This is a genomic window from Marinitoga lauensis (genome assembly GCF_004135675.1).
Taxonomy (GTDB): Bacteria; Thermotogota; Thermotogae; order Petrotogales; family Petrotogaceae; genus Marinitoga; species Marinitoga lauensis.
Map to the genome: position 1 here is coordinate 14359 of NZ_QHLX01000008.1, position 18982 is coordinate 33340.

The window sequence follows — 18982 nt, forward strand, 5'->3', positions numbered from 1 at the left end:
AAAAACAAAAACCGGGGATACCCCGGTTTTTAGACTATTATAACATGTAGGAATAGAGGGGGTTTTTAGATGAGAGATTGGTTTGTTAAATGGGAAAAGACAATTGTAATTATAATTGTAGTATTATTTACAGCAGGTATTGTTTGGTGGTCAATTGCAGCCTACTTAGGTGCATCAAAAGTAAAAGCAGCTTCCAGTAAACCATCAAGAGATAATGCAGTAGCTGTTATTACAAAAGATGGAACAGAATTAGATTACCCATATTGGATAATGGATTATGAAGTAAATGATGAAGTTTCACAAATGAGACAACAATATACATCTTATGGTCAAAAATTAGATCCTGTATTTGATGAATTGATGTTATCGTATACTGCAGCAAAACAATTATTTGATATAAAAGTAATTGAGTATTACGCTGAAAATAATGGATTAATGCCAACCGACAAAGAAGTTGAAGAAGCATTTAATAAATACATTGATGATCAAATCGCAAAATTAAAAGAAAATCCTGATAATTGGAAAAAATATTTAGATTATTACAAGAGTGAAGAGAATTTAAGAAACTTGATTAAAGCAAACTATAAAAATGCATATAAAACACAATTTATTATTGATAGAGTAAAAAATAGTGTTTCAAATATATCTAAAGAAGAAGGATTGAAGTATTTAAAGGATAATTTTTCAGATTTAAAATCAAAATATGAGGAAGTAAAAGCACAACACATTCTTGTATCTGACGAAGCTACCGCAAATAAAATAATGAAAATGATAAAAAATAAAGAAATAACCTTTGAAGATGCTGCTGCAAAATATTCTAAAGATACATCAAATGCTACAAGTGGTGGAGAATTAGGTTGGTTTAAACACAATACAATGGTAAAAGAATTTGAAGATGCATCATTTAATGCTACAGTGGGAGAGTTAGTTGGTCCAGTTAAAACTAACTATGGATATCACATAATTAGAGTTCAGGATAAAAAAGTGTTTAACAAACCAGAAGACATTATGGATAAATATCCAGAAATATATTCTGAAATTGAAAAAACTTTAAAAAACGATAAGTTTGTTTCCTGGTTAAAAGAATACAAAAATAAAGAAAAATTAGGATTGGATTTCCTTGATGAAGATTTAAAAGCATATGATGAATATAATGAATTATCAAAATCAAAAGATGAAAATAAAATAAAAGAATTTATATCATCAATTGAAAAACTTGTATTTGATAATGGAGAATTAGCTGTTAATGCATCAGCTAATGAAATGGCATTATACATAAATGCTACCAATTTATTAAAAAGTATTTTAAATGAAAGATTAGACAAATTCACAAAATACTTAACTTTAAAAGATGATGTGGATGAAAATATTCTTAAATTAGGTATTGACGAAATTAATAAGAAGTATGAAGAATTAAGTGAAAAAATGAAAAATGTTCAAGGCGAAGAATATACAAAATTATTAAAAGAAAGATTTAAATACGAAGATGCAAAAGATTTCTTAAATCTTAAAAATGAATTAAAGGGATATACAGATGAAGAAATAGCAAAAGGTAAGGTAGAATTACAAAAAGAATTAGATGAATTAAAGTCAAAGAGAGTAAAAGTGTTAGATGAATTATTTGCAGAATATCCGAGCTCAACGAAAACAATTGATTATTATTATCAAGAAGCACCAGAAAAACCTGAAGTTGCTTTGAAATATTCTGAAAATAAAATAAACACATATAAACAATATTTAAAGTATATTGATGCAAATGCTATGTTCCAATATTTTGGGCAACAATTAAGAGAAATAAGCTTTAATTTAAATAGAGTGGCTTTCTCAAAAGCATCAACTGAAACAAGATTAGAAGCATTAGAAACATTAATAGATTTTAATGACACATTCAGCCAGGATACATTCTCAAAGATAGGATATCTTGAAGAAATCAAAAAACTTGATCCAAAATATCCTGGAATAGATAAAATGATAGAAGAAGCAGAAAAAGAATATCAAGAATCAAAAAACGCAACACCAACAAGTAAATAATTTATTGGAAACCAAAACCCGGATTTTCCGGGTTTTGTGTTTATGTTAACAAAGTGAAAAAAGAACGTTAATAACGTGTAAATGTTTATTATAGTGAATAATTTCATTTTATCGCTTATCAATACATTTGTTATTTTTTTAATAAAGTAGTAATATATAATTGAGGGGGTGAATATTATGGAAAAATTTTATGAAAAAACCTTATTAGAAGAACTGCATGATATTCAAGATACATATGGGTATATTCCGGAAGAACAAATTATTAGAATTGCTAAAACGAGGAATATGCCAAAATCTCAGGTCTATGGTGTAATCTCTTTTTATTCTATGTTACATGTTAAACCGAGAGGAAGATACATTGTTAGGGTATGTGATAGTCTTTCGTGTCATCTGAACAATTCAGAGAGTGTAGTTGAAATGATAAAGGAATTTTTGGGAATTGAATCGGGTGAAACTACTGCGGATAAGAAATTTACACTTGAGGTTGTTGAGTGCCTTGGACATTGCGGGAGGGTCCGGTAATGCTTGTAAATAATAAGATTTATACGAAACTTACTCCACAACAAGCAATTTCTATTTTAAAAGAATGTATATAAGGTGGTGATAAAATGATAGAAGAAAAAATATTTTTAAAATCAGATCTTGATAAATCAATGGAAAATTATGAATTTCCAGGATTGAAAAAATCTTTAAAAATGAATTCTGAAAATATTGTGAAAAAAATAACCGAATCAGGTTTAAGGGTAGAGGTGGAGCAGGGTTTCCTACTGGAAAAAAATGGGAATTTGCATTAGCTCAAAAGGATGATGTGAAATTTTTAATTTGCAATGCTGATGAAGGGAACCAGGAACATTTAAAGATAGATTTTTGCTTGAAAATATGCCATTTAAAGTATTAGAGGGAATAATAATAGCTGCATATGCTGTTAAAGCAAATTATGGATATATATACATTAGAGGAGAATACTCTAAAGCAATAGATATTTTCGAGAAAACAATAAAGGATGCTTATCACAGAGGATTGCTTGGGAAAAATATATTAGGAAGTGATTTTAGTTTTGAATTAAAATTAGTTAAGGGTGCAGGTGCATATGTTTGTGGAGATGAAACGTCATTGATTAATTCGATAGAAGGTAAAAGAGGATTTTCAAGGATAAAACCACCATATCCTGTTCAAAGAGGACTATATGATAAGCCAACTGTAGTAAATAATGTTGAAACATTAGCAACGGTTGCAGAAATTATGAAATATGATGAAAATATTTATTCAAAAATGGGAACAGAAAAAAGTAGAGGAACAAAATTGGTTTCAATCAGTGGAGATGTCAAATTGCCAGATGTTTATGAAATAGAATTTGGTAAAGGTACACTAAAAGATATTATCGAATTAGCTGGTGGAACGAAAGATGAATTAAATTTTGTTGTTCCAGGAGGGTTGGCAACTTCAATATTAAAATATGATGAAATAGATGTATTGTATACATACGAAGATTTGGAAGCTGCAGGATCTTCGGTAGGTTCTGGCGGTATGATAGTTGTGTCCAATAAACATGATCTGGTTGATATTTTACTTAATGTTTCTGATTTCTTTGTAAAAGAGACATGTGGGACATGTTTCCCATGTAGAGAAGGAAATAGAAATATAAAAGAAATATTGTTAGAATTAAAGAAAAAAGGATATAAAGAAAAATATAAAAAGATAATAGGTGAATTAAGAGAAGCAATTTTATTAGCTGCCAGATGTGGATTTGGGCAGTCTTCTGTTAATTTTATTTATTCTCTTTTAGATAAATTTTTTTATGAAGAGGTGAGATAGATGAAATCTATCTCTGAAATAAAAATAAGAAATTTTTTAAAATTATTTTTTTCACCGGAGGTGAGATAGATGAAAATCACTATTAATAATAGAGAATATGATATGCCAGAAAATATATCTATTTTAGAAGCTGTAAAAAAAGCTAATATAAAAATACCAACGTTATGTTATATGGAGGGCAAAGAGCCATATGGTGGGTGTAGATTGTGTGTTGTAGAAGTTGAAGGATCAAAAACATTGGTGCCGTCATGCGCGGTAAAAATCAGTGAAGGAATGAAAATAAAAACGCATTCTGAAAAAGTAAGAAAAGTAAGAAAAACAATTATGCAATTAATAGTTGCTTCGCATGGTATTAGTTGTGAATTAAATTGTTTAACCTGTCCTAAAGCTACGAGTTGTGAATTAAAAACAATTGCAGAAGAAATAGGGTAACAAAATAAATATACCTCCAGTAGAAAAAATCTACCAACGGATTTTTCAAGTTATTCCATCGTAAGAGAACCAACAAAATGTATTGTGTGTGGAAGATGTATTAGGACATGTTCTGAAGTTCAGAGCGTTAATATATTCACATTTGCAAATAGAGGTCCAAATACAATAGTAACAACATTTATGGATGAAGGTATGGGAATGTTGATTGTACGAATTGTGGCCAGTGCGTTATGAATTGTCCAACAGGTGCTTTGCATGAAGTATACCATATAGATGGAGTATGGAAGGTGATTAATGATCCAGAAAAGATTGTTGTTGTGCAAACAGCGCCTGCGGTTAGAGTCGCAATTGGAGAGCCGTTTGGATTGGAACCGGGAACAATTTCAACAGGAAAATTAGTAGCAGCATTAAGACTTTTGGGATTTGACAAAGTTTTTGATACAAACTTTACTGCAGATTTAACTATAGTAGAAGAAGGTACAGAGTTTATACATAGATTTAAGGAAGGTGGAAAACTTCCATTATTCACATCATGCAGTCCAGGCTGGATAAAGTTTATAGAACATAACTATCCTGAATTTTTACCGCATCTCTCATCTGCAAAATCACCTCAGCAAATGTTTGGTGCAGTTGCAAAACATTATTATGCTAAAAAATTAGGAGTTCCAAAAGAAAAATTGGTTGTTGTTTCAATTATGCCATGTACAGCAAAAAAATTTGAAATGCATAGACCGGAATTAGCAGGAGATGTTGATTATGTATTAACAACAAGGAATTAGCGAAAATGATAAAAGAATCTGGTATTGACTTTAAAAATTTACCAGAAGAAGAATATGATGCTCCTTTTGGAATATCAACGGGTGCAGGAGTTATTTTTGGAGCTTCAGGAGGAGTTATGGAAGCCGCTTTAAGAACAGCATATGAAATATTAACAGGTAAAGAGCTTGAAAAATTAGATTTTACGTCGGTAAGAGGATTAGCAGGTGTAAAAGAAGCGGAAGTTGAAATTAATGGAAAAATAATTAAAGTTGCTGTTGTTAATACTTTAGGCAAGGCAAGGCAACTACTTGAAAAAATGAAAAATGGTGAAGTAGAATATCACTTTGTTGAATTCATGGCATGTCCTGGTGGATGTATAGGTGGTGGCGGACAACCAATTCCTACTACAGAAGAAGTATTGCTTAAAAGGATGGAAGCAATATATGAAATAGATTATGATTCTAAATTAAGAAAATCACATGAAAATCCAGCAGTAAAAAATTATATGAAGATTTTCTCGGAGAACCAAATAGTGAGATTGCGCATCATTATCTTCATACACATTATATGGCAAGGAATTAATAAAATATATTTAAATAACGAGGCCTTTGGGTCTCGTTATTTTATATTGTATTTTACAAAAAAGGCAATTAAGAGGGATAATCGAGTATTATTGATTATATTCAATTGCAAAAAGGTTTAAATAAGGTTTAATTTAAGTATAAAATAATGTAAAATTTAATATAGATGAAAAATTAAAAAAATAGGAGGAAAGGGATGAAATACAAATTAAGATGTATTACCTGTGGAAGAATATATGAACCAGATGATGTTGAATATACCTGTCCTAAATGCGGAGACAGATTGGGAACGTTAGAAGTTATATATGATTATGAAAATATAAAAGTAAGTAGGGAAGAATTTTCAAAATATGAAAACATATGGCAGTTTGAGAAAATTTTACCAATAGAAGAAAATAGTTATAGAACTCCACTACATGTAGGTGGAACGCCATTATATGCTTTTCCGCAATTAGCTGAAGAATTAGGTATAAAAAAATTGCTTATTAAATATGATGGTACAAATCCAACAGCTTCATATAAGGATAGGGCTTCGGCAGTGGCAATAACCAAAGCATATGAAAAAGAATATGACACGATATATTGTGCATCTACAGGAAATGCAGCAAGTTCTCTATCAGGATTAAGTGCTCCAACAAAGTTAAAAACCTATATATTTTTACCAGCTTCGGCACCTATTGCAAAGATTTCTCAATTATTTATATATGGTGCAAAGGTTATTCCTATTGATGGAAGTTATGATGAGGCATTTGATATATCAATGAAAATTGGTGAGGAAAAGGGTTGGTATTGTAGAAATTCAGCAATAAATCCTTATTTGTTAGAAGGAAAGAAGACAGGTGCTCTGGAAATAGCTGTTCAAAATGATTGGGAAGTGCCAGATTATCTTTTAGTTAGTGTTGGAGATGGACAGTTATTAGTTCATTTTACAAGGGATTTTATGATTTTTATCAATTAGGATTAATAGATAAAATTCCTAAAATAATTGGTGTGCAGGCTGAAGGAGCTGCAGCAGTAAAACGAGTTTTTGATAAGGGAGAACCATTTATTCCTGATGATATTGAGACAAAGACTATTGCAGATAGTATAAGTGTTGGTAAGCCAAGAGATGTAATTAAAGCCTGTAAATATGTAAAAGCAAGTGGAGGATATTTTATTTCTGTAACTGATGAAGAAATATTAGATGCTATCTATGAATTATCATTAAAAACAGGATTATTTGGAGAACCTGCAGGAGCAACATCTTATGCAGGACTGAAAAAGATATCTGCAAATCTTGATAAGAATTCTAAAGTTGCTATAGTTATTACTGGAAATGGATTGAAAGATGTAAAAGCAATAGAAAAATTTGTCAAATTAAGAAAAGTAAAACCAGATATAAATGCAGTTAGAGAGGTGATTGAAGAATATGAAAATAAGATTTAAATTAAATGGTAAATATGTGGAATATGATGTTTTAGAATATAAAAGGGCTCTGGATTTTTTAAGGGATGATATGCGAATGACTTCTGTAAAAGAAGGTTGTGGTGAGGGTGAATGCGGAGCATGTACTATTATTTTAAATGGCAAGAATGTTAACTCATGTATGGTGTTAGCTGTTGAATTAGATGGTCAGGAAGTATGGACTCTTGAAGGATTAAACGAAACAGGAGATACAATAATTCAAGATTCATATGTAGAAAAGGGTGCAATTCAATGTGGTTTTTGCACACCGGGATTTATTATGTCTACTAAGGTATTATTGGAGAATAAGCCACATCCCACAGAAGAAGATATAAAAGAGGATTAGAAGGAAATTTATGTAGATGCACAGGTTATACTAAAATAATAGAAGCAGTAAAATTAGCCGCAGAAAAACGAGGTGAGAAAAAGTGAAATTTAAATATTATAAACCTCAATCAATAGACGAAATTAGTGAATTAAAATCCAAATATAATGCTAAATTACTATCAGGCGGGACAGATTTAATGGTTAAAATGAGAGCAAAAGTATGCACTCCAGAAGTTGTGATAGATACTAAAGGTCTTGAAAAAAGGGATATAAAGTTCGATGAAAATAAAGTAATTATTTCAATGAATACCACATATAGTGAATTATTGAATAATGATGAGTTTGTAAAAAAATATCCAATGGTGGTTGAAATAATAAGAAAGATAGGTTCTCCACAAATTAGAAATAGAGCAACACCTATAGGAAATATAGCAAATGCATCTCCTGCTGGAGATTTTTTGCTTGCAACATACTTGTTCAGGGTTATGCAAAGATAAAACCATCAAATAAAAAAATAAAGATTTCAAAATTGGTAACAGGTCCTGGAAAGATAGCGTTGAGACCAGAAGAGTTTATAAGTTCTATTGAATTAAGAGATAGAAGTGAGTATGAATACTATTATGAAAAGGTTGGAAAAAGGAATGCAATGAATATTGCTATTATTAGTATAGGGGTATTATTAAAACTCAACAATGATACTATAGAAGATATAAAAATTGCATATGGTTCTGTTGGACCAACAGTAATGAGGTTTAAAGAATTGGAAAAAGAGATGATAGGTAAAAAATTTTCTAAAGAAACATTTGAAGAGTTTGGTGAGAAATATATGCAAAATATAAATCCAATAACCGATGTAAGAGCTACTGCAGAGTATAGAAAGAAAATGGTAAAGAATTTATTGATTAAAGCTTATTATAAATTTAGCAGGGAAGGGTGATAGGTGTGATTGAGATTAAAGAATATTATAGGCCGAAAAGCGTAGAAGAGGCTTATGAAAAATTGGTGAGTATTGAGGAGCAGAAATAATAGGTAGCGGTGCATTTATGAGATTATCTTCAAGAAAGATAGATCTTGCCATTGATTTGCAGGATGCAGGATTAAATTATGTTAAGATTGAGAGTGATGAGCTAAAAATAGGTGGGGCAACTACTTTAGGTGAAATTGAAAGAAATGAAATAATAAAGGCAGCTTTTAATGGTGAATTAATTAAAACACTTCAAGCTATTTGGTCCGTGCAATTAAGAAATATTGCTACTATTGGTGGAACTATATTTCCAAGATTGGGATTTTCAGATCTTATAACAGTATTATTAGCTTTGAATACGGATGTTGTGTTATACAATAATGGAAGAATGCCATTAGAAGTGTTTTTAGAAGAAAAAATAAGAAAGGATATATTAGTTGAGTTAGCAATAAAGAAAGAAAATAGAAAGCTTTCTTTTCAATATATGAGAAATTCTTTCTATGATTTTTCCATATTAAATACAGCAGTTTCAGTAGATGAAAATAAAGATTTTAGAATAGCTATTGGTGCAAGACCTGCAGTTGCAAGCTTAGCCAAAAAAGCTATGAATTATCTGAAAGAAAATGATAATATAGAAGAAGCAGCAAAGATTGCAGCAGAAGAAATGACATTTGGATCTAATATTAAAGGTTCAAAAGAATACAGAGAGATGATTGCTCCTGTTCTTGTAAGAAGAGGATTAGAGGAGGTTTTAAGATGAAAATAATACTAACAATAAATAATGTAAAAAGAGAAGTAGAAATTTCTCCTTCAGAATTTCTTCTTGATGTGTTGAGAAGATTGGATTATATGAGTGTAAAAAAGGGCTGTGATACAGGAACATGTGGTGTGTGTACAGTTTTAATGGATGGGAAACCTGTATTATCCTGTTCTGTTTTAGCTGCTTCAGCAGATGGACACGAAATAACAACAATAGAAGGATTAGAAAATGATCCTGAATTTAAAGCGATATCAAATGCTTTACTCGAAGAAGGGGCAGATCAATGTGGCTTTTGTAGTCCAGGGTTAATACTTAATGTTTATGCTATGAAAAAAGAATTGAAAAATCCAAGTGAAGAAGATATGAAAAAGTATTTAGTTGGGAACTTATGTAGATGTACAGGATACGTTCCTCAAATGAGAGCAATAAAAAAGTATTTTGAGGTGAAAGCATGAAAGAAGTAAAAAGACCTATTAAAAAAGTTGATGGATATGGATTAGTTAGTGGTAAACCTGTATATACAGATGATTTAGCACCTAAAAATTCATTAGTAGTAAAGATTTTAAGAAGTCCTCATGCATTTGCTAGAATAAAAAATATTGATGTATCAAAAGCAGAAGCATTAGAAGGTGTAGAATGTGTATTAACATATAAAGATGTTCCAAAAAATAGATTTACAAGAGCTGGGCAGGGTTATCCGGAACCATCACCATATGATAAATATATTCTTGATGAATATGTAAGATATGTAGGAGATGAGGTTGCTGTAGTTGCAGCAAGAGATGAAATTACAGCAGAAAAAGCTCTAAAATTATTAGATGTAGATTATGAAGTTTTAGAACCTGTATTGGATTTTGAAAAAAGTAAAGGTTCTAAATCAATAATACATCCTGAAGATGATTATCAAAGTGAAGTTTTTGTAAGTTCAGATCCTAAAAATAATATAGCTGCTACATATGAAATGAGTATAGGTGACGTTGAGGGAGAAATAGAAAAATCTGATGTTGTTATAAAAGAAAGATTTTATACACAGGCTCAAGCACATGTAATGATGGAACCACATGCTGCTTACTCATATATTGATATGCAGGGTAGATTGGTTATTGTTAGCTCAACACAGGTTCCATTCCATGTAAGAAGAATATTGGCAAGAGCATTGGACTTGCCAATAAAGAAGATAAGAGTAATAAAACCACGTGTTGGTGGTGGATTTGGTGGGAAACAAGCCATTCACGGTGAACCATATGTTGCTCTGGTTACATTAAAAACAGGAAAACCTGCAAAGGTTTATTACACAAGAAAAGAAGTCTTTGAATCAACATATACAAGACATCCAATGCGTTTTGATGTAACCATAGGTGCAGATAAGAATGGAAAAATAAATGTTATAGATGTTAGAGGGCTTTCAGATACAGGAGCCTATGGAGAGCATGCTTTAACCACATTTATGGTTGCAGGTTCTAAAGTATTGCCAATGTATAATAAAGTAAAGGCAGTAAGATTTGGTGGTGATGTGGTATATACCAATCATGCACCTGCTGGTGCATATAGAGGTTATGGAGCAATTCAGGCGAATTTTGCAATTGAATCTGCAATGGATATGTTAGCCTATAAATTAAATATGGATCCAGTGAAATTGAGAGAAATAAATATGATAAGAGAAAAAGAAACATCTCCTATCTTCAAGATTATGGGTGAAGGTAGAGAAGGTGTCGATATGATAGTAAGAAGCTGTAAGTTAGACGAATGTGTTGAAAAAGGTGCTAAAAAAATAGATTGGGAAAATAAATTTAAAACCAAAAAAGAAGGTAAAAAAGTTAAAGGAGTAGGTATGGCAATAGCCATGCAGGGATCTGGAATAGCCAAGATAGATATGGGTGCTGCAACATTAAAATTAAATGAAGATGGCTCATTTAATCTATTAATAGGTGCTACAGATATTGGTACAGGTAGCGATACAATTTTATCTCAAATAGCAGCAGAAGTATTGAATGTTCCAACAGAAAGCATAATTCCATATTCTTCTGACACAGATGTCACACCTTTTGATGTAGGAGCATATGCTTCAAGTACTACATATGTCTCAGGTAATGCAGTTAGAATAGCAGCTGAAAAAATGAAAGAAGAAATAATAAAAGCAGGAGCAGAGTATTTTGAAGTTTCAGAAAATGAAGTAGAATTTGATGGTAAAGAGATAAAAGCAGGAGAAAGAAAGATAACATTGAAAAAATTAGCAGAGGTGTTGTATTATAATGAAAATCAAAAACAATTGAGTACAACCGGTTCATATGTAGGAGAAGAGTCACCACCACCATTCATGGCAGGTTATGCAGAAGTAGAAGTGGATACAGAAACAGGAAAAGTAGATCTTTTAAATTACGTAGCAGTAGTTGATTGTGGAACACCAATTAACCCAAATCTTGCAAAGGTTCAGGTTGAAGGTGGTCTTGCTCAGGGAATAGGTATGGCAATGTATGAAGAAGTAAAATATGATAAAAATGGAAGATTGCTCACCAACAACCTTATGAATTATAAAATCCCATCAAGGGTTGATATCAAGAAACTTAATGTGGAACTTGTAGATAGCTATGAACCAACTGGCCCATTTGGTGCTAAAAGCGTTGGAGAAATAGGTATAGATACACCACCTGCTGCAATTGCAAATGCAATATATAATGCGGTAGGAGTTAGAATAAAGGATCTTCCAATTACACCAGAAAAGGTATTAAGAGCATTAAAAGAGAAAAAATAAAAATATCTTAAGGGATTGTAAAAGTAACTGAAAATACAAAAAAAACTTATTTCTGTAACATTTAATTAATATATCTAAGATATAATAATTTCGAAATCCCCATCCCCGATTCCATATAGATATATGGCATCATAAAAGCTCCAGAGAAATCTGGAGCTTTTATTTTTATAATTCTATATTATTTCTATTTTCTTCGGTTATTTCAATCACAGGTAAATTGGCTAAAAAGTAATACCTCTCATGAAAAAATAACCGTATTATTCCTATAAAATTTTTTGATTCTTCAATGATCCTTTCTAATTCAGTTAAAAAAGGTGTATGTTTTTCTTCTAAATATCCAATTTCATCTACGACAAAAAAATCAGGAAATTTTACATTTTTCAATTCGTCAGTAAGAGCATTAAATCCTTTTTCGTCTATTTGCATGCCAAATTTAGATTTTTTCCCTATTATGTGTTTTTGTGGTGAATTTAGCAACCATGCATAAACATTTTCACCAACCTTTTGGGTGAAAATACCGTTTTTTATATTATATTTTTTAATAGCTTTTCTCAATATAGTTGATTTCCCTACCCCATCTTACCTGTTAATAATATTTTCATAATATCACTTCGAATAAAAATTTTAAATAATAAAACTTATAATAGCAGCAATTATTGTATAATATCCAAAGTATTTAAGCTTTCCATTTATTACAGTTTTTTTCAAAATATAGAGACCTAAAACTCCAAAAATAAAAGTTGCAATTCCAGAGTTTATAACAGCAGGAGTAAAATTAACCTTATTAATTTCTAATAGTCCTGCACCAAAGGTAACAGGTAAACTCATTAAAAATGAATATTTTAAAGCAGCTTCCTTTTTAGTATTTAAAAGTAATGCACCAAATAGTGTAAAACCGCTTCTTGAAATTCCAGGAAAAATAGAAGCAGCTTGAAATAGACCTATAATTATCGCATCAATATAAGATATATTCATTAAATCCTTTTTTCCATTAAATCTATCTGATAAAATCATTGCTATTGAAGTAAATAGGAAAAATAAACCAACTAATTTCAAAGATGAAAATGCTTCACTAATTTGTTCTTCAAATAAAATGCCAATAAAAGCAGCTGGAATTGATGAAACTATTATTTTTAAGGCTAAATTCCAGGCATCTTTTTGACCTGTAAATATACCTTTTAATATAAACCATACTTCTTTATACACAAATAATAAAACAGCAAAAAATGTCATTAAATGAAGAAAAGCAAAAAAAGAAACATTTGGATCAAAACCTAAAATTTTTGAAAATAAAGCTAAATGTCCAGAGCTTGAAACGGGTAGAAATTCTGTTAATCCTTGAATAATACCTAATATAATTTCTTGCATTACTTCACCTCTTTCTGTATATTATTCTTTTAATATTTTTTCAAGATATCTTGATAGGAAAATTCCAATTATAAAAAAGATATAAGTTAGCCATTTAGACGTTATAGGGAAAATGATAATTGTTCCTGCTATAGTTAATCCAATTAAAAATGCTATAACCTGTTCATGAAATTTTTCAATTAATTTTTCTAATATTTTTATTATTAATACAAGACCAAGCAAAACACCAATTCCAACAGGTATAATAATTTTCAAATTCATGTTTGATATAGCATCAATAACAGGTTTGTAAATTCCCATTATTAAAAGCATAGATGAACCACTAATACCTGGTAAAACCATTGTTGCTGCTCCAACCATTCCTCCGAATATTAAATACCAGAAAGAAATATTTCCATTTGTTGATTCAAAGGTTTCAGCGAATCTTAAAAGAAAGAATGTAATTATAAAAGAAATAGTGATTATTGAAAAATTACTTTTCTTTTTAAAATCTATTTGATTTAATAAATATAATAATCCACCGATAATTAATCCTGTAAATATACCATAAGAATATTCTGGATACTTTTCAAAAATAAAGGAAAGAACTTTGGATAATAAAATTATAGAAGTACCCATTCCTGCAATTAAAAATATAATAACGCTTAATGAATCTTTCTTCCATTTAAAAGAAACAAAGTCAGATGCAGCTTTTAATATTATTTCATATCTTCCAGAAATTGCTGCTATGGTCCCACCACTGATGCCTGGTAAAAGGTTAGCAATCCCCATTAATAGCCCGAGAATAAAATCCTTCACTAATTCACCTCCAAAACATTACTTTTTAATTTTCAAAAATTTTTTTAAAAATGAAAAATGCGTTATGCCATAAGTTTTAAAATAAAGTATTGAAAGGAGTATGGTTGAAATTAAAAGTAAAATAGTCCAAAAATTAATGACAATAGTTGAATAGAAGTATATCCAGAAAAAGGCTCCAACTCTATCAATAAAATTAAAATCTGGTGAATCCAATTTTACTAATTCATAGGAAACATTGTTTTTATTAACATGGACTTTTATGTAATGATAAAAATCATGTTCTGGTTTTTTACCGACTAATTCAGCACCAGCACCACCAGTTACAGTATAATTTATATTCTTCCATTTTCCAGTATAATAACCATGTATATGTCCAAAAAATACTCGGGTTATATTATACTTATTCAGAAGATCTAACAATTCTTTAGCATTGGATAAGTTTTTTAATGAATGCCCGGGTTGATCATCAATAGAGTTTCGTGGATCATAAATGGGACATGCATAAAAACAAAAGTATGTTTGTATTTTCTTGACTTTTCTAATTCATTTTTTAACCAATTCATTTGCCACGGGTCAATTTCTTTTTCATTGGAGTTATCAATCATGATAAAATAAGAATTTTTTAAATGAAAAGAATAATACAATGGTCCAAAAATTTTCAAATATCTACTTACTCCATCATCTGCAACATCATGATTCCCAACTACAGGTAACATGGTTTATTTAATTTTTTTATTTGTTTTAAAAAAAAATCATATTTTATAGGATTACCATCAAATACCATATCTCCAGTATTAATAACAAATTTAATAGAATTATCATTGTTAATTTGCTTAATAATTTTATTAAAAGTAGAAATAGAATTTTTATTATCTCCAAGAACTACAAAAGTATAGCTATCTGATTTTATAGCATTTTTTGCTAATGTTGAATTTTTAAAAATTAAATTTTCTTCTGTATTTAGAATAAATGGGTAAGAAACTTTAATTAATGAAACAATGCCAATTAAAACTATTAGTAGAATAAATAATTTTTTTTAGCATTATCAAACACAATATCCCCTCCAACTAATCTAATATATTATAACATGAAAAATATAAAAATATAATAGTGGATATTATTAATTTTATGATATAATGTTATGTTAAAATAGAAAATTTTAGGAGGGATAGAAAAATGAAGAAAATTTTATTTACGGCTTTAGTATTGTTTTTATTTGTTCTTTCGTTTTCTTCAGCTATTACAGATATTTCAAGTGCAAAGCAATTAAAGGATTTGCAAACTGTAACTGTAAAAGGCATAGTTACAGTAGAACCTGGACCATTTGATGTAAATATAATATTTTTACAGGATAAAACTGCAGGAATAAATCTCTATTACCGAGGTGGAGAATTTAAAGATGTAAAAAGAGGGGATTTAGTAGAAGCAAGAGGTTATATATGGACACATAGAAATAATACAGAACTAGTATTAGAAAGTGACAATCCGTCGCATTATTATAAAATACTATCTCATAATAATACTTTACCGAACCCTTTAGAAATAAAAACGTCAGAAATAAATGATGAAAAATATGAAGGATTATATGTAAAAACAAAAGGGAAAATAGTGGAAATAGATAAATATGATGTCAGAAAAATATATATAGATGATGGAAGCGGTAAAGGCATGGTGTTTATAAGAGAAAATACAGGAATAAATTCATCTTTATTTAAAGTTGGTATAAACATGGAAGTAATAGGTGTATTAGGACAATATATGTCTATTCATGAACTATGGCCAAGAGATATGAATGATATATTAGTAGATGATGTATTTCCGCCAGAAGTAAAAACATATGCTTTAAAGGAAAACTCTATTTTAGTTCAATTTAATGAGCTGTTAAATCCAAAAAGCGTTATTATGAATAAATCTGTAAGAATATTAAAAGCAAACATAAAAAATATTGAATTTTTAAGAAATAATACTATGTTAAAAATAGACCTGGAAAATATTCCTGAAAAATCAAAACTTGTATTAAGAGCTCTTTCTGATAAAAATGAAAATAAAATGGCTATGAAGATTATTCCGTTGGATAAAGAAAAAGACTCTTATAAAAATAGAGTATTATTTGATAATAATCACGGGCAAACAGCAGGAAATGCGGATTGGGTAATAAATGGAGGATATTCTGATTTTGCCGATGCAGCAAAAAAAATAGGCTTAAAGGTTGAAGAAATAAAAGAAGATATAGATAAAGATATTCTTCAGATGTATAAAGTGTTTATAATTCCAGAACCCAACAAGCCATTTAAAAAAGAAGAGATTGAGGCTATATTAACCTTTGTAAAGAATGGAGGTTCATTATTTATAATAGCAGATCATGGAAATTCAGATAGAAATGGAAATGGTTGGGACTCTCCACGTATATTTAATACTTTTGTGGAAGAATTTGGCTTTAGATTTGTTGGTGATGATTTAGAAGAGGCTCCTTTAGATCATATATATGAGCATGAAATTACAAAAAACATAAAGAGAATTGGAGTGTGGAATGGTTCTTCAATAAAAATATTAAAAGATAATGTAAAGGTCTTAATTGCTAATTCTGAGAATAAACCATATATGGTTGTTACTACATATGGAAATGGAAAAGTAGTTGCAATTGGCGATAGCTCTCCATTTGATGATGGAACTGGAGATAGTGGAGATTTGCTCCATAACGGTTGGCAATGGGGTGACGATGCTCAACTTGCAATTAACACAATTAAATATTTAGTAAAATAGAAATGAGGAGAAATCCTACGCTTCACTTCGTGAAGGATTTTATTGAGGTCCGGTTAATCCGGGCCTTTTTAGTTTGTAAACAAAACACAAAATAAAATAAAAAATAACCTTAAACCTTTCGCGAAGCTAAACTCTTCGCTATGCGAAGGGTTTAGAAAAATTTATTTAATAATAAAAAAACTAAAAACTTTTGCATGGCAAAAGTTTTTAAGATTATAATTTTATTTATTAAAAACCAAAAACCTTTCGCGAAGCGAAAACTCTTCACTTCGTAAAGGATTTTAGGAAAAATTATTTAATAATAAAATTCTTTAAACCTTAAACTTTTCGCTCCGCGAAATGTTTGGAATTTGCTCATATTAATTTTGATTATTTTATTTTGTCGACAGTTTGACTCTTCGCTTCGCGAAGGGTTCAGGATGAACATTTTTATTATAAAAAAACAACATTAAACTTTCCGCTCTGCGGAATGTTCTGGTATAATTATGGCAGGAGGAGGTGGAATCGATGAAAAAATTGCCAATAGGGGTACAGGATTATAAAGAGTTAATAACCGAAAATTATATATATGTAGACAAAACAAAATATCTGTATGATTTAATGTCAAGTGGGAAGTTTTATTTTCTATCACGCCCAAGAAGATTTGGAAAGAGCTTAACAGTATCAACATTCTATTATATATTCAAAGGTGAAAAAGAATTATTTAAAGATACTTATATATATGACAAATGGGAATTTAAAGAATATCCAATAATAAAATTAGATATGTCAGACGTAACATTAAAAAATATAGAATCATTTGAAAAATCATTAAATAACACACTTGATAAAATCTATAACTCATACAATATAACTCCAGACATAGATGACATACCAACAAAATTTGGAAATCTAATAGAAGAATTAAATAAAAAATATAAAGAAAGAGTAGTAATATTAATAGACGAATATGAAGCAGCAATATTAGAATATATAAACAATAAGGAAAAAGCAGAAGAATTTAGAGCATTTTTAAGAGAATTCTATAAAAAGGTAAAGACAAAAGATGCATACATAAAGTTCGTATTCATCACCGGAATAACGAAATTCACAAAAACAGGAGTATTCTCTGCATTAAATAATTTAAACGATATATCGTTAAATAAAAAATACTCACAGATGTTAGGATATACACAGGAAGAACTCGAACATTATTTCAAAGACCACATAAAAGAAACATCAGAAGAAATGGGAATAAGTGAAGAAGAATTATTAAAAGGATTAAAAGAATATTATAATGGCTTTTCATTTGATGGAGAACATTATGTATATAATCCATTCTCAATATTAAAATTCTTTGAAGAAAAGAAATTTCAAAATTACTGGTTTGAAAGTGGATCACCATCATTCTTATACGAATACATAAAAAACAGAAAGATAACCTATGAAGATTTAGTAAAAGAAACAGTAAGTGCAATGGATTTCTCAACAAGAGAAATAGAAGATGCAAATGCAAACATATTCTTTACACAGGCAGGATATTTAACATTTAAAGGAATAAAAAAATTGGGATTAAAAGAAAAATATATACTCGACTATCCAAACATAGAAGTAAAAAGTAGTTTCTCAAGATTAATATTGGAAGCAAACTATGGATTAAAAGGATTAGATGAAGCAGAAAATATAATATATGAAAAGATATATGACAATGATATAGAAGGATTAATAGAAGAAATAAAAAAAGTAATAAGTGCAATACCATATAATCTACATCAAAAAGAAGAAAGATATTATCACTCATTAATATTTGCAATACTTGCAATAGCAGGATTAAATGTAAGAGCAGAAGAAATGACAAATATAGGAAGAAGTGATGTAGTATTAGAATTCGATGAAAGGGTATATATATTCGAAGCAAAACTGGACAAAAGTGCAGAAGAAGCACTAGCTCAGATAAAAGAGAAAAAATACTATGAAAAATACAGAGGAAAAGAGATATATCTCATAGGAATAAACATAAATTCAGAAAAAAGAAATATTGAGGATTATATTATTGAAAAAATGTAAAATAACAACTTGTCAACTAAAAAATTTTAAATTTTTTTATAATACTATTTTTAAAAGTTATAGGGGATTTTTATGATGATATTTAGCATTGATAAAGCTAATAAATGTTTAAAAACATTTAAAGAGAGAAAATTTGCGAAGAA

Annotated in this window: 18 protein-coding genes and 4 pseudogenes; 16 read left to right on the forward strand and 6 right to left on the reverse strand. The window is 29.5% G+C overall.

Annotated elements, in window-relative coordinates:
* The first annotated feature begins 69 nt into the window (after window positions 1–69).
* The 14 genes and pseudogenes from DJ007_RS13165 to DJ007_RS13210 all read left to right on the forward strand — a co-directional run bounded on the left by DJ007_RS13165 (window position 70) and on the right by DJ007_RS13210 (window position 11864).
* A complete protein-coding gene (locus tag DJ007_RS13165) occupies window positions 70–2031 on the forward strand; it encodes a peptidylprolyl isomerase (RefSeq protein WP_129409993.1) in 1962 nt (653 codons plus the stop codon).
* Window positions 2032–2208: 177 nt separating this feature from the next.
* Entirely contained in the window at window positions 2209–2553 is a 345-nt protein-coding gene (locus tag DJ007_RS13170; RefSeq protein ID WP_240739631.1) for an NADH-quinone oxidoreductase subunit NuoE family protein, read from the forward strand.
* A gap of 86 nt (window positions 2554–2639) precedes the next feature.
* The gene (locus DJ007_RS18360; protein ID WP_240739632.1) at window positions 2640–2825 is read left to right on the forward strand and encodes a hypothetical protein; all 186 of its coding nucleotides are present in this window, start codon (window positions 2640–2642) and stop codon (window positions 2823–2825) included.
* Window positions 2762–3207 (forward strand): annotated as a pseudogene (locus DJ007_RS18365) (complex I 51 kDa subunit family protein); the annotation flags it as partial. The gene DJ007_RS18360 and the pseudogene DJ007_RS18365, both read left to right, overlap by 64 nt.
* 351 nt (window positions 3208–3558) lie before the next feature.
* Entirely contained in the window at window positions 3559–3846 is a 288-nt protein-coding gene (locus DJ007_RS18370) for an NADH-ubiquinone oxidoreductase-F iron-sulfur binding region domain-containing protein (protein WP_240739641.1), read from the forward strand.
* A 69-nt stretch (window positions 3847–3915) separates the two neighbouring features.
* A pseudogene (locus DJ007_RS13180) lies at window positions 3916–5619 on the forward strand (NADH-dependent [FeFe] hydrogenase, group A6).
* A gap of 195 nt (window positions 5620–5814) precedes the next feature.
* On the forward strand, window positions 5815–6576 hold the full coding sequence (locus tag DJ007_RS19495; protein WP_206076383.1) for a threonine synthase: 762 nt from the start codon (window positions 5815–5817) through the stop codon (window positions 6574–6576).
* A gap of 32 nt (window positions 6577–6608) precedes the next feature.
* Entirely contained in the window at window positions 6609–7043 is a 435-nt protein-coding gene (locus DJ007_RS19500; protein ID WP_276318794.1) for a threonine synthase, read from the forward strand.
* Window positions 7027–7493: pseudogene (locus tag DJ007_RS13190) on the forward strand ((2Fe-2S)-binding protein). Before DJ007_RS19500 ends, DJ007_RS13190 begins: the two are co-directional and overlap by 17 nt.
* Window positions 7490–7885, forward strand: coding sequence for an FAD binding domain-containing protein (locus DJ007_RS16370; RefSeq protein ID WP_206076384.1), 396 nt, complete (start codon window positions 7490–7492; stop codon window positions 7883–7885). The pseudogene DJ007_RS13190 and the gene DJ007_RS16370 overlap by 4 nt, the downstream one beginning before the upstream one ends.
* Window positions 7886–7917: 32 nt before the next feature.
* Window positions 7918–8325 carry an FAD binding domain-containing protein gene (locus tag DJ007_RS16375; protein WP_206076385.1) on the forward strand — a complete coding sequence of 136 codons (408 nt, stop codon included), beginning with the start codon at window positions 7918–7920 and terminating at the stop codon, window positions 8323–8325.
* A 106-nt stretch (window positions 8326–8431) separates the two neighbouring features.
* Window positions 8432–9112 carry an FAD binding domain-containing protein gene (locus DJ007_RS13200; protein ID WP_206076386.1) on the forward strand — a complete coding sequence of 227 codons (681 nt, stop codon included), beginning with the start codon at window positions 8432–8434 and terminating at the stop codon, window positions 9110–9112.
* Window positions 9109–9567, forward strand: a complete 459-nt coding sequence (locus DJ007_RS13205) for a (2Fe-2S)-binding protein (protein ID WP_129409994.1) — start codon at window positions 9109–9111, stop codon at window positions 9565–9567. The genes DJ007_RS13200 and DJ007_RS13205 overlap by 4 nt, the downstream gene beginning before the upstream one ends.
* Entirely contained in the window at window positions 9564–11864 is a 2301-nt protein-coding gene (locus DJ007_RS13210) for a xanthine dehydrogenase family protein molybdopterin-binding subunit (RefSeq protein ID WP_129409995.1), read from the forward strand. Before DJ007_RS13205 ends, DJ007_RS13210 begins: the two co-directional genes overlap by 4 nt.
* A gap of 165 nt (window positions 11865–12029) precedes the next feature.
* Here DJ007_RS13210 and DJ007_RS13215 read toward each other — a convergent pair.
* The 6 genes and pseudogenes from DJ007_RS13215 to DJ007_RS20595 all read right to left on the reverse strand — a co-directional run.
* Window positions 12030–12428: pseudogene (locus DJ007_RS13215) on the reverse strand (nucleoside-triphosphatase); the annotation flags it as partial.
* 60 nt (window positions 12429–12488) lie between these two features.
* Window positions 12489–13232 carry an undecaprenyl-diphosphate phosphatase gene (locus tag DJ007_RS13220; RefSeq protein ID WP_129409997.1) on the reverse strand — a complete coding sequence of 248 codons (744 nt, stop codon included), beginning with the start codon at window positions 13230–13232 and terminating at the stop codon, window positions 12489–12491.
* A gap of 21 nt (window positions 13233–13253) precedes the next feature.
* On the reverse strand, window positions 13254–14030 hold the full coding sequence (locus DJ007_RS13225; protein ID WP_206076387.1) for a DUF368 domain-containing protein: 777 nt from the start codon (window positions 14028–14030) through the stop codon (window positions 13254–13256).
* Window positions 14031–14048: 18 nt separating this feature from the next.
* Entirely contained in the window at window positions 14049–14450 is a 402-nt protein-coding gene (locus tag DJ007_RS13230) for a hypothetical protein (protein ID WP_129409998.1), read from the reverse strand.
* A 23-nt stretch (window positions 14451–14473) separates the two neighbouring features.
* On the reverse strand, window positions 14474–14746 hold the full coding sequence (locus tag DJ007_RS13235) for a metallophosphoesterase family protein (protein WP_129409999.1): 273 nt from the start codon (window positions 14744–14746) through the stop codon (window positions 14474–14476).
* On the reverse strand, window positions 14734–15054 hold the full coding sequence (locus tag DJ007_RS20595) for a metallophosphoesterase (RefSeq protein ID WP_129410028.1): 321 nt from the start codon (window positions 15052–15054) through the stop codon (window positions 14734–14736). The genes DJ007_RS13235 and DJ007_RS20595 overlap by 13 nt, the downstream gene beginning before the upstream one ends.
* 152 nt (window positions 15055–15206) lie before the next feature.
* On the opposite strand from DJ007_RS20595, the gene DJ007_RS13245 reads away from it, so the two are divergent.
* Both DJ007_RS13245 and DJ007_RS13250 read left to right on the forward strand, forming a co-directional pair.
* Complete coding sequence (locus tag DJ007_RS13245; protein ID WP_129410000.1) at window positions 15207–16793, forward strand: Gldg family protein; 1587 nt, start codon at window positions 15207–15209, stop codon at window positions 16791–16793.
* A gap of 507 nt (window positions 16794–17300) precedes the next feature.
* Window positions 17301–18839: an ATP-binding protein gene (locus DJ007_RS13250; RefSeq protein ID WP_129410001.1), complete on the forward strand. Its 1539-nt coding sequence runs from the start codon at window positions 17301–17303 to the stop codon at window positions 18837–18839.
* The last annotated feature ends 143 nt before the right edge of the window (window positions 18840–18982 follow it).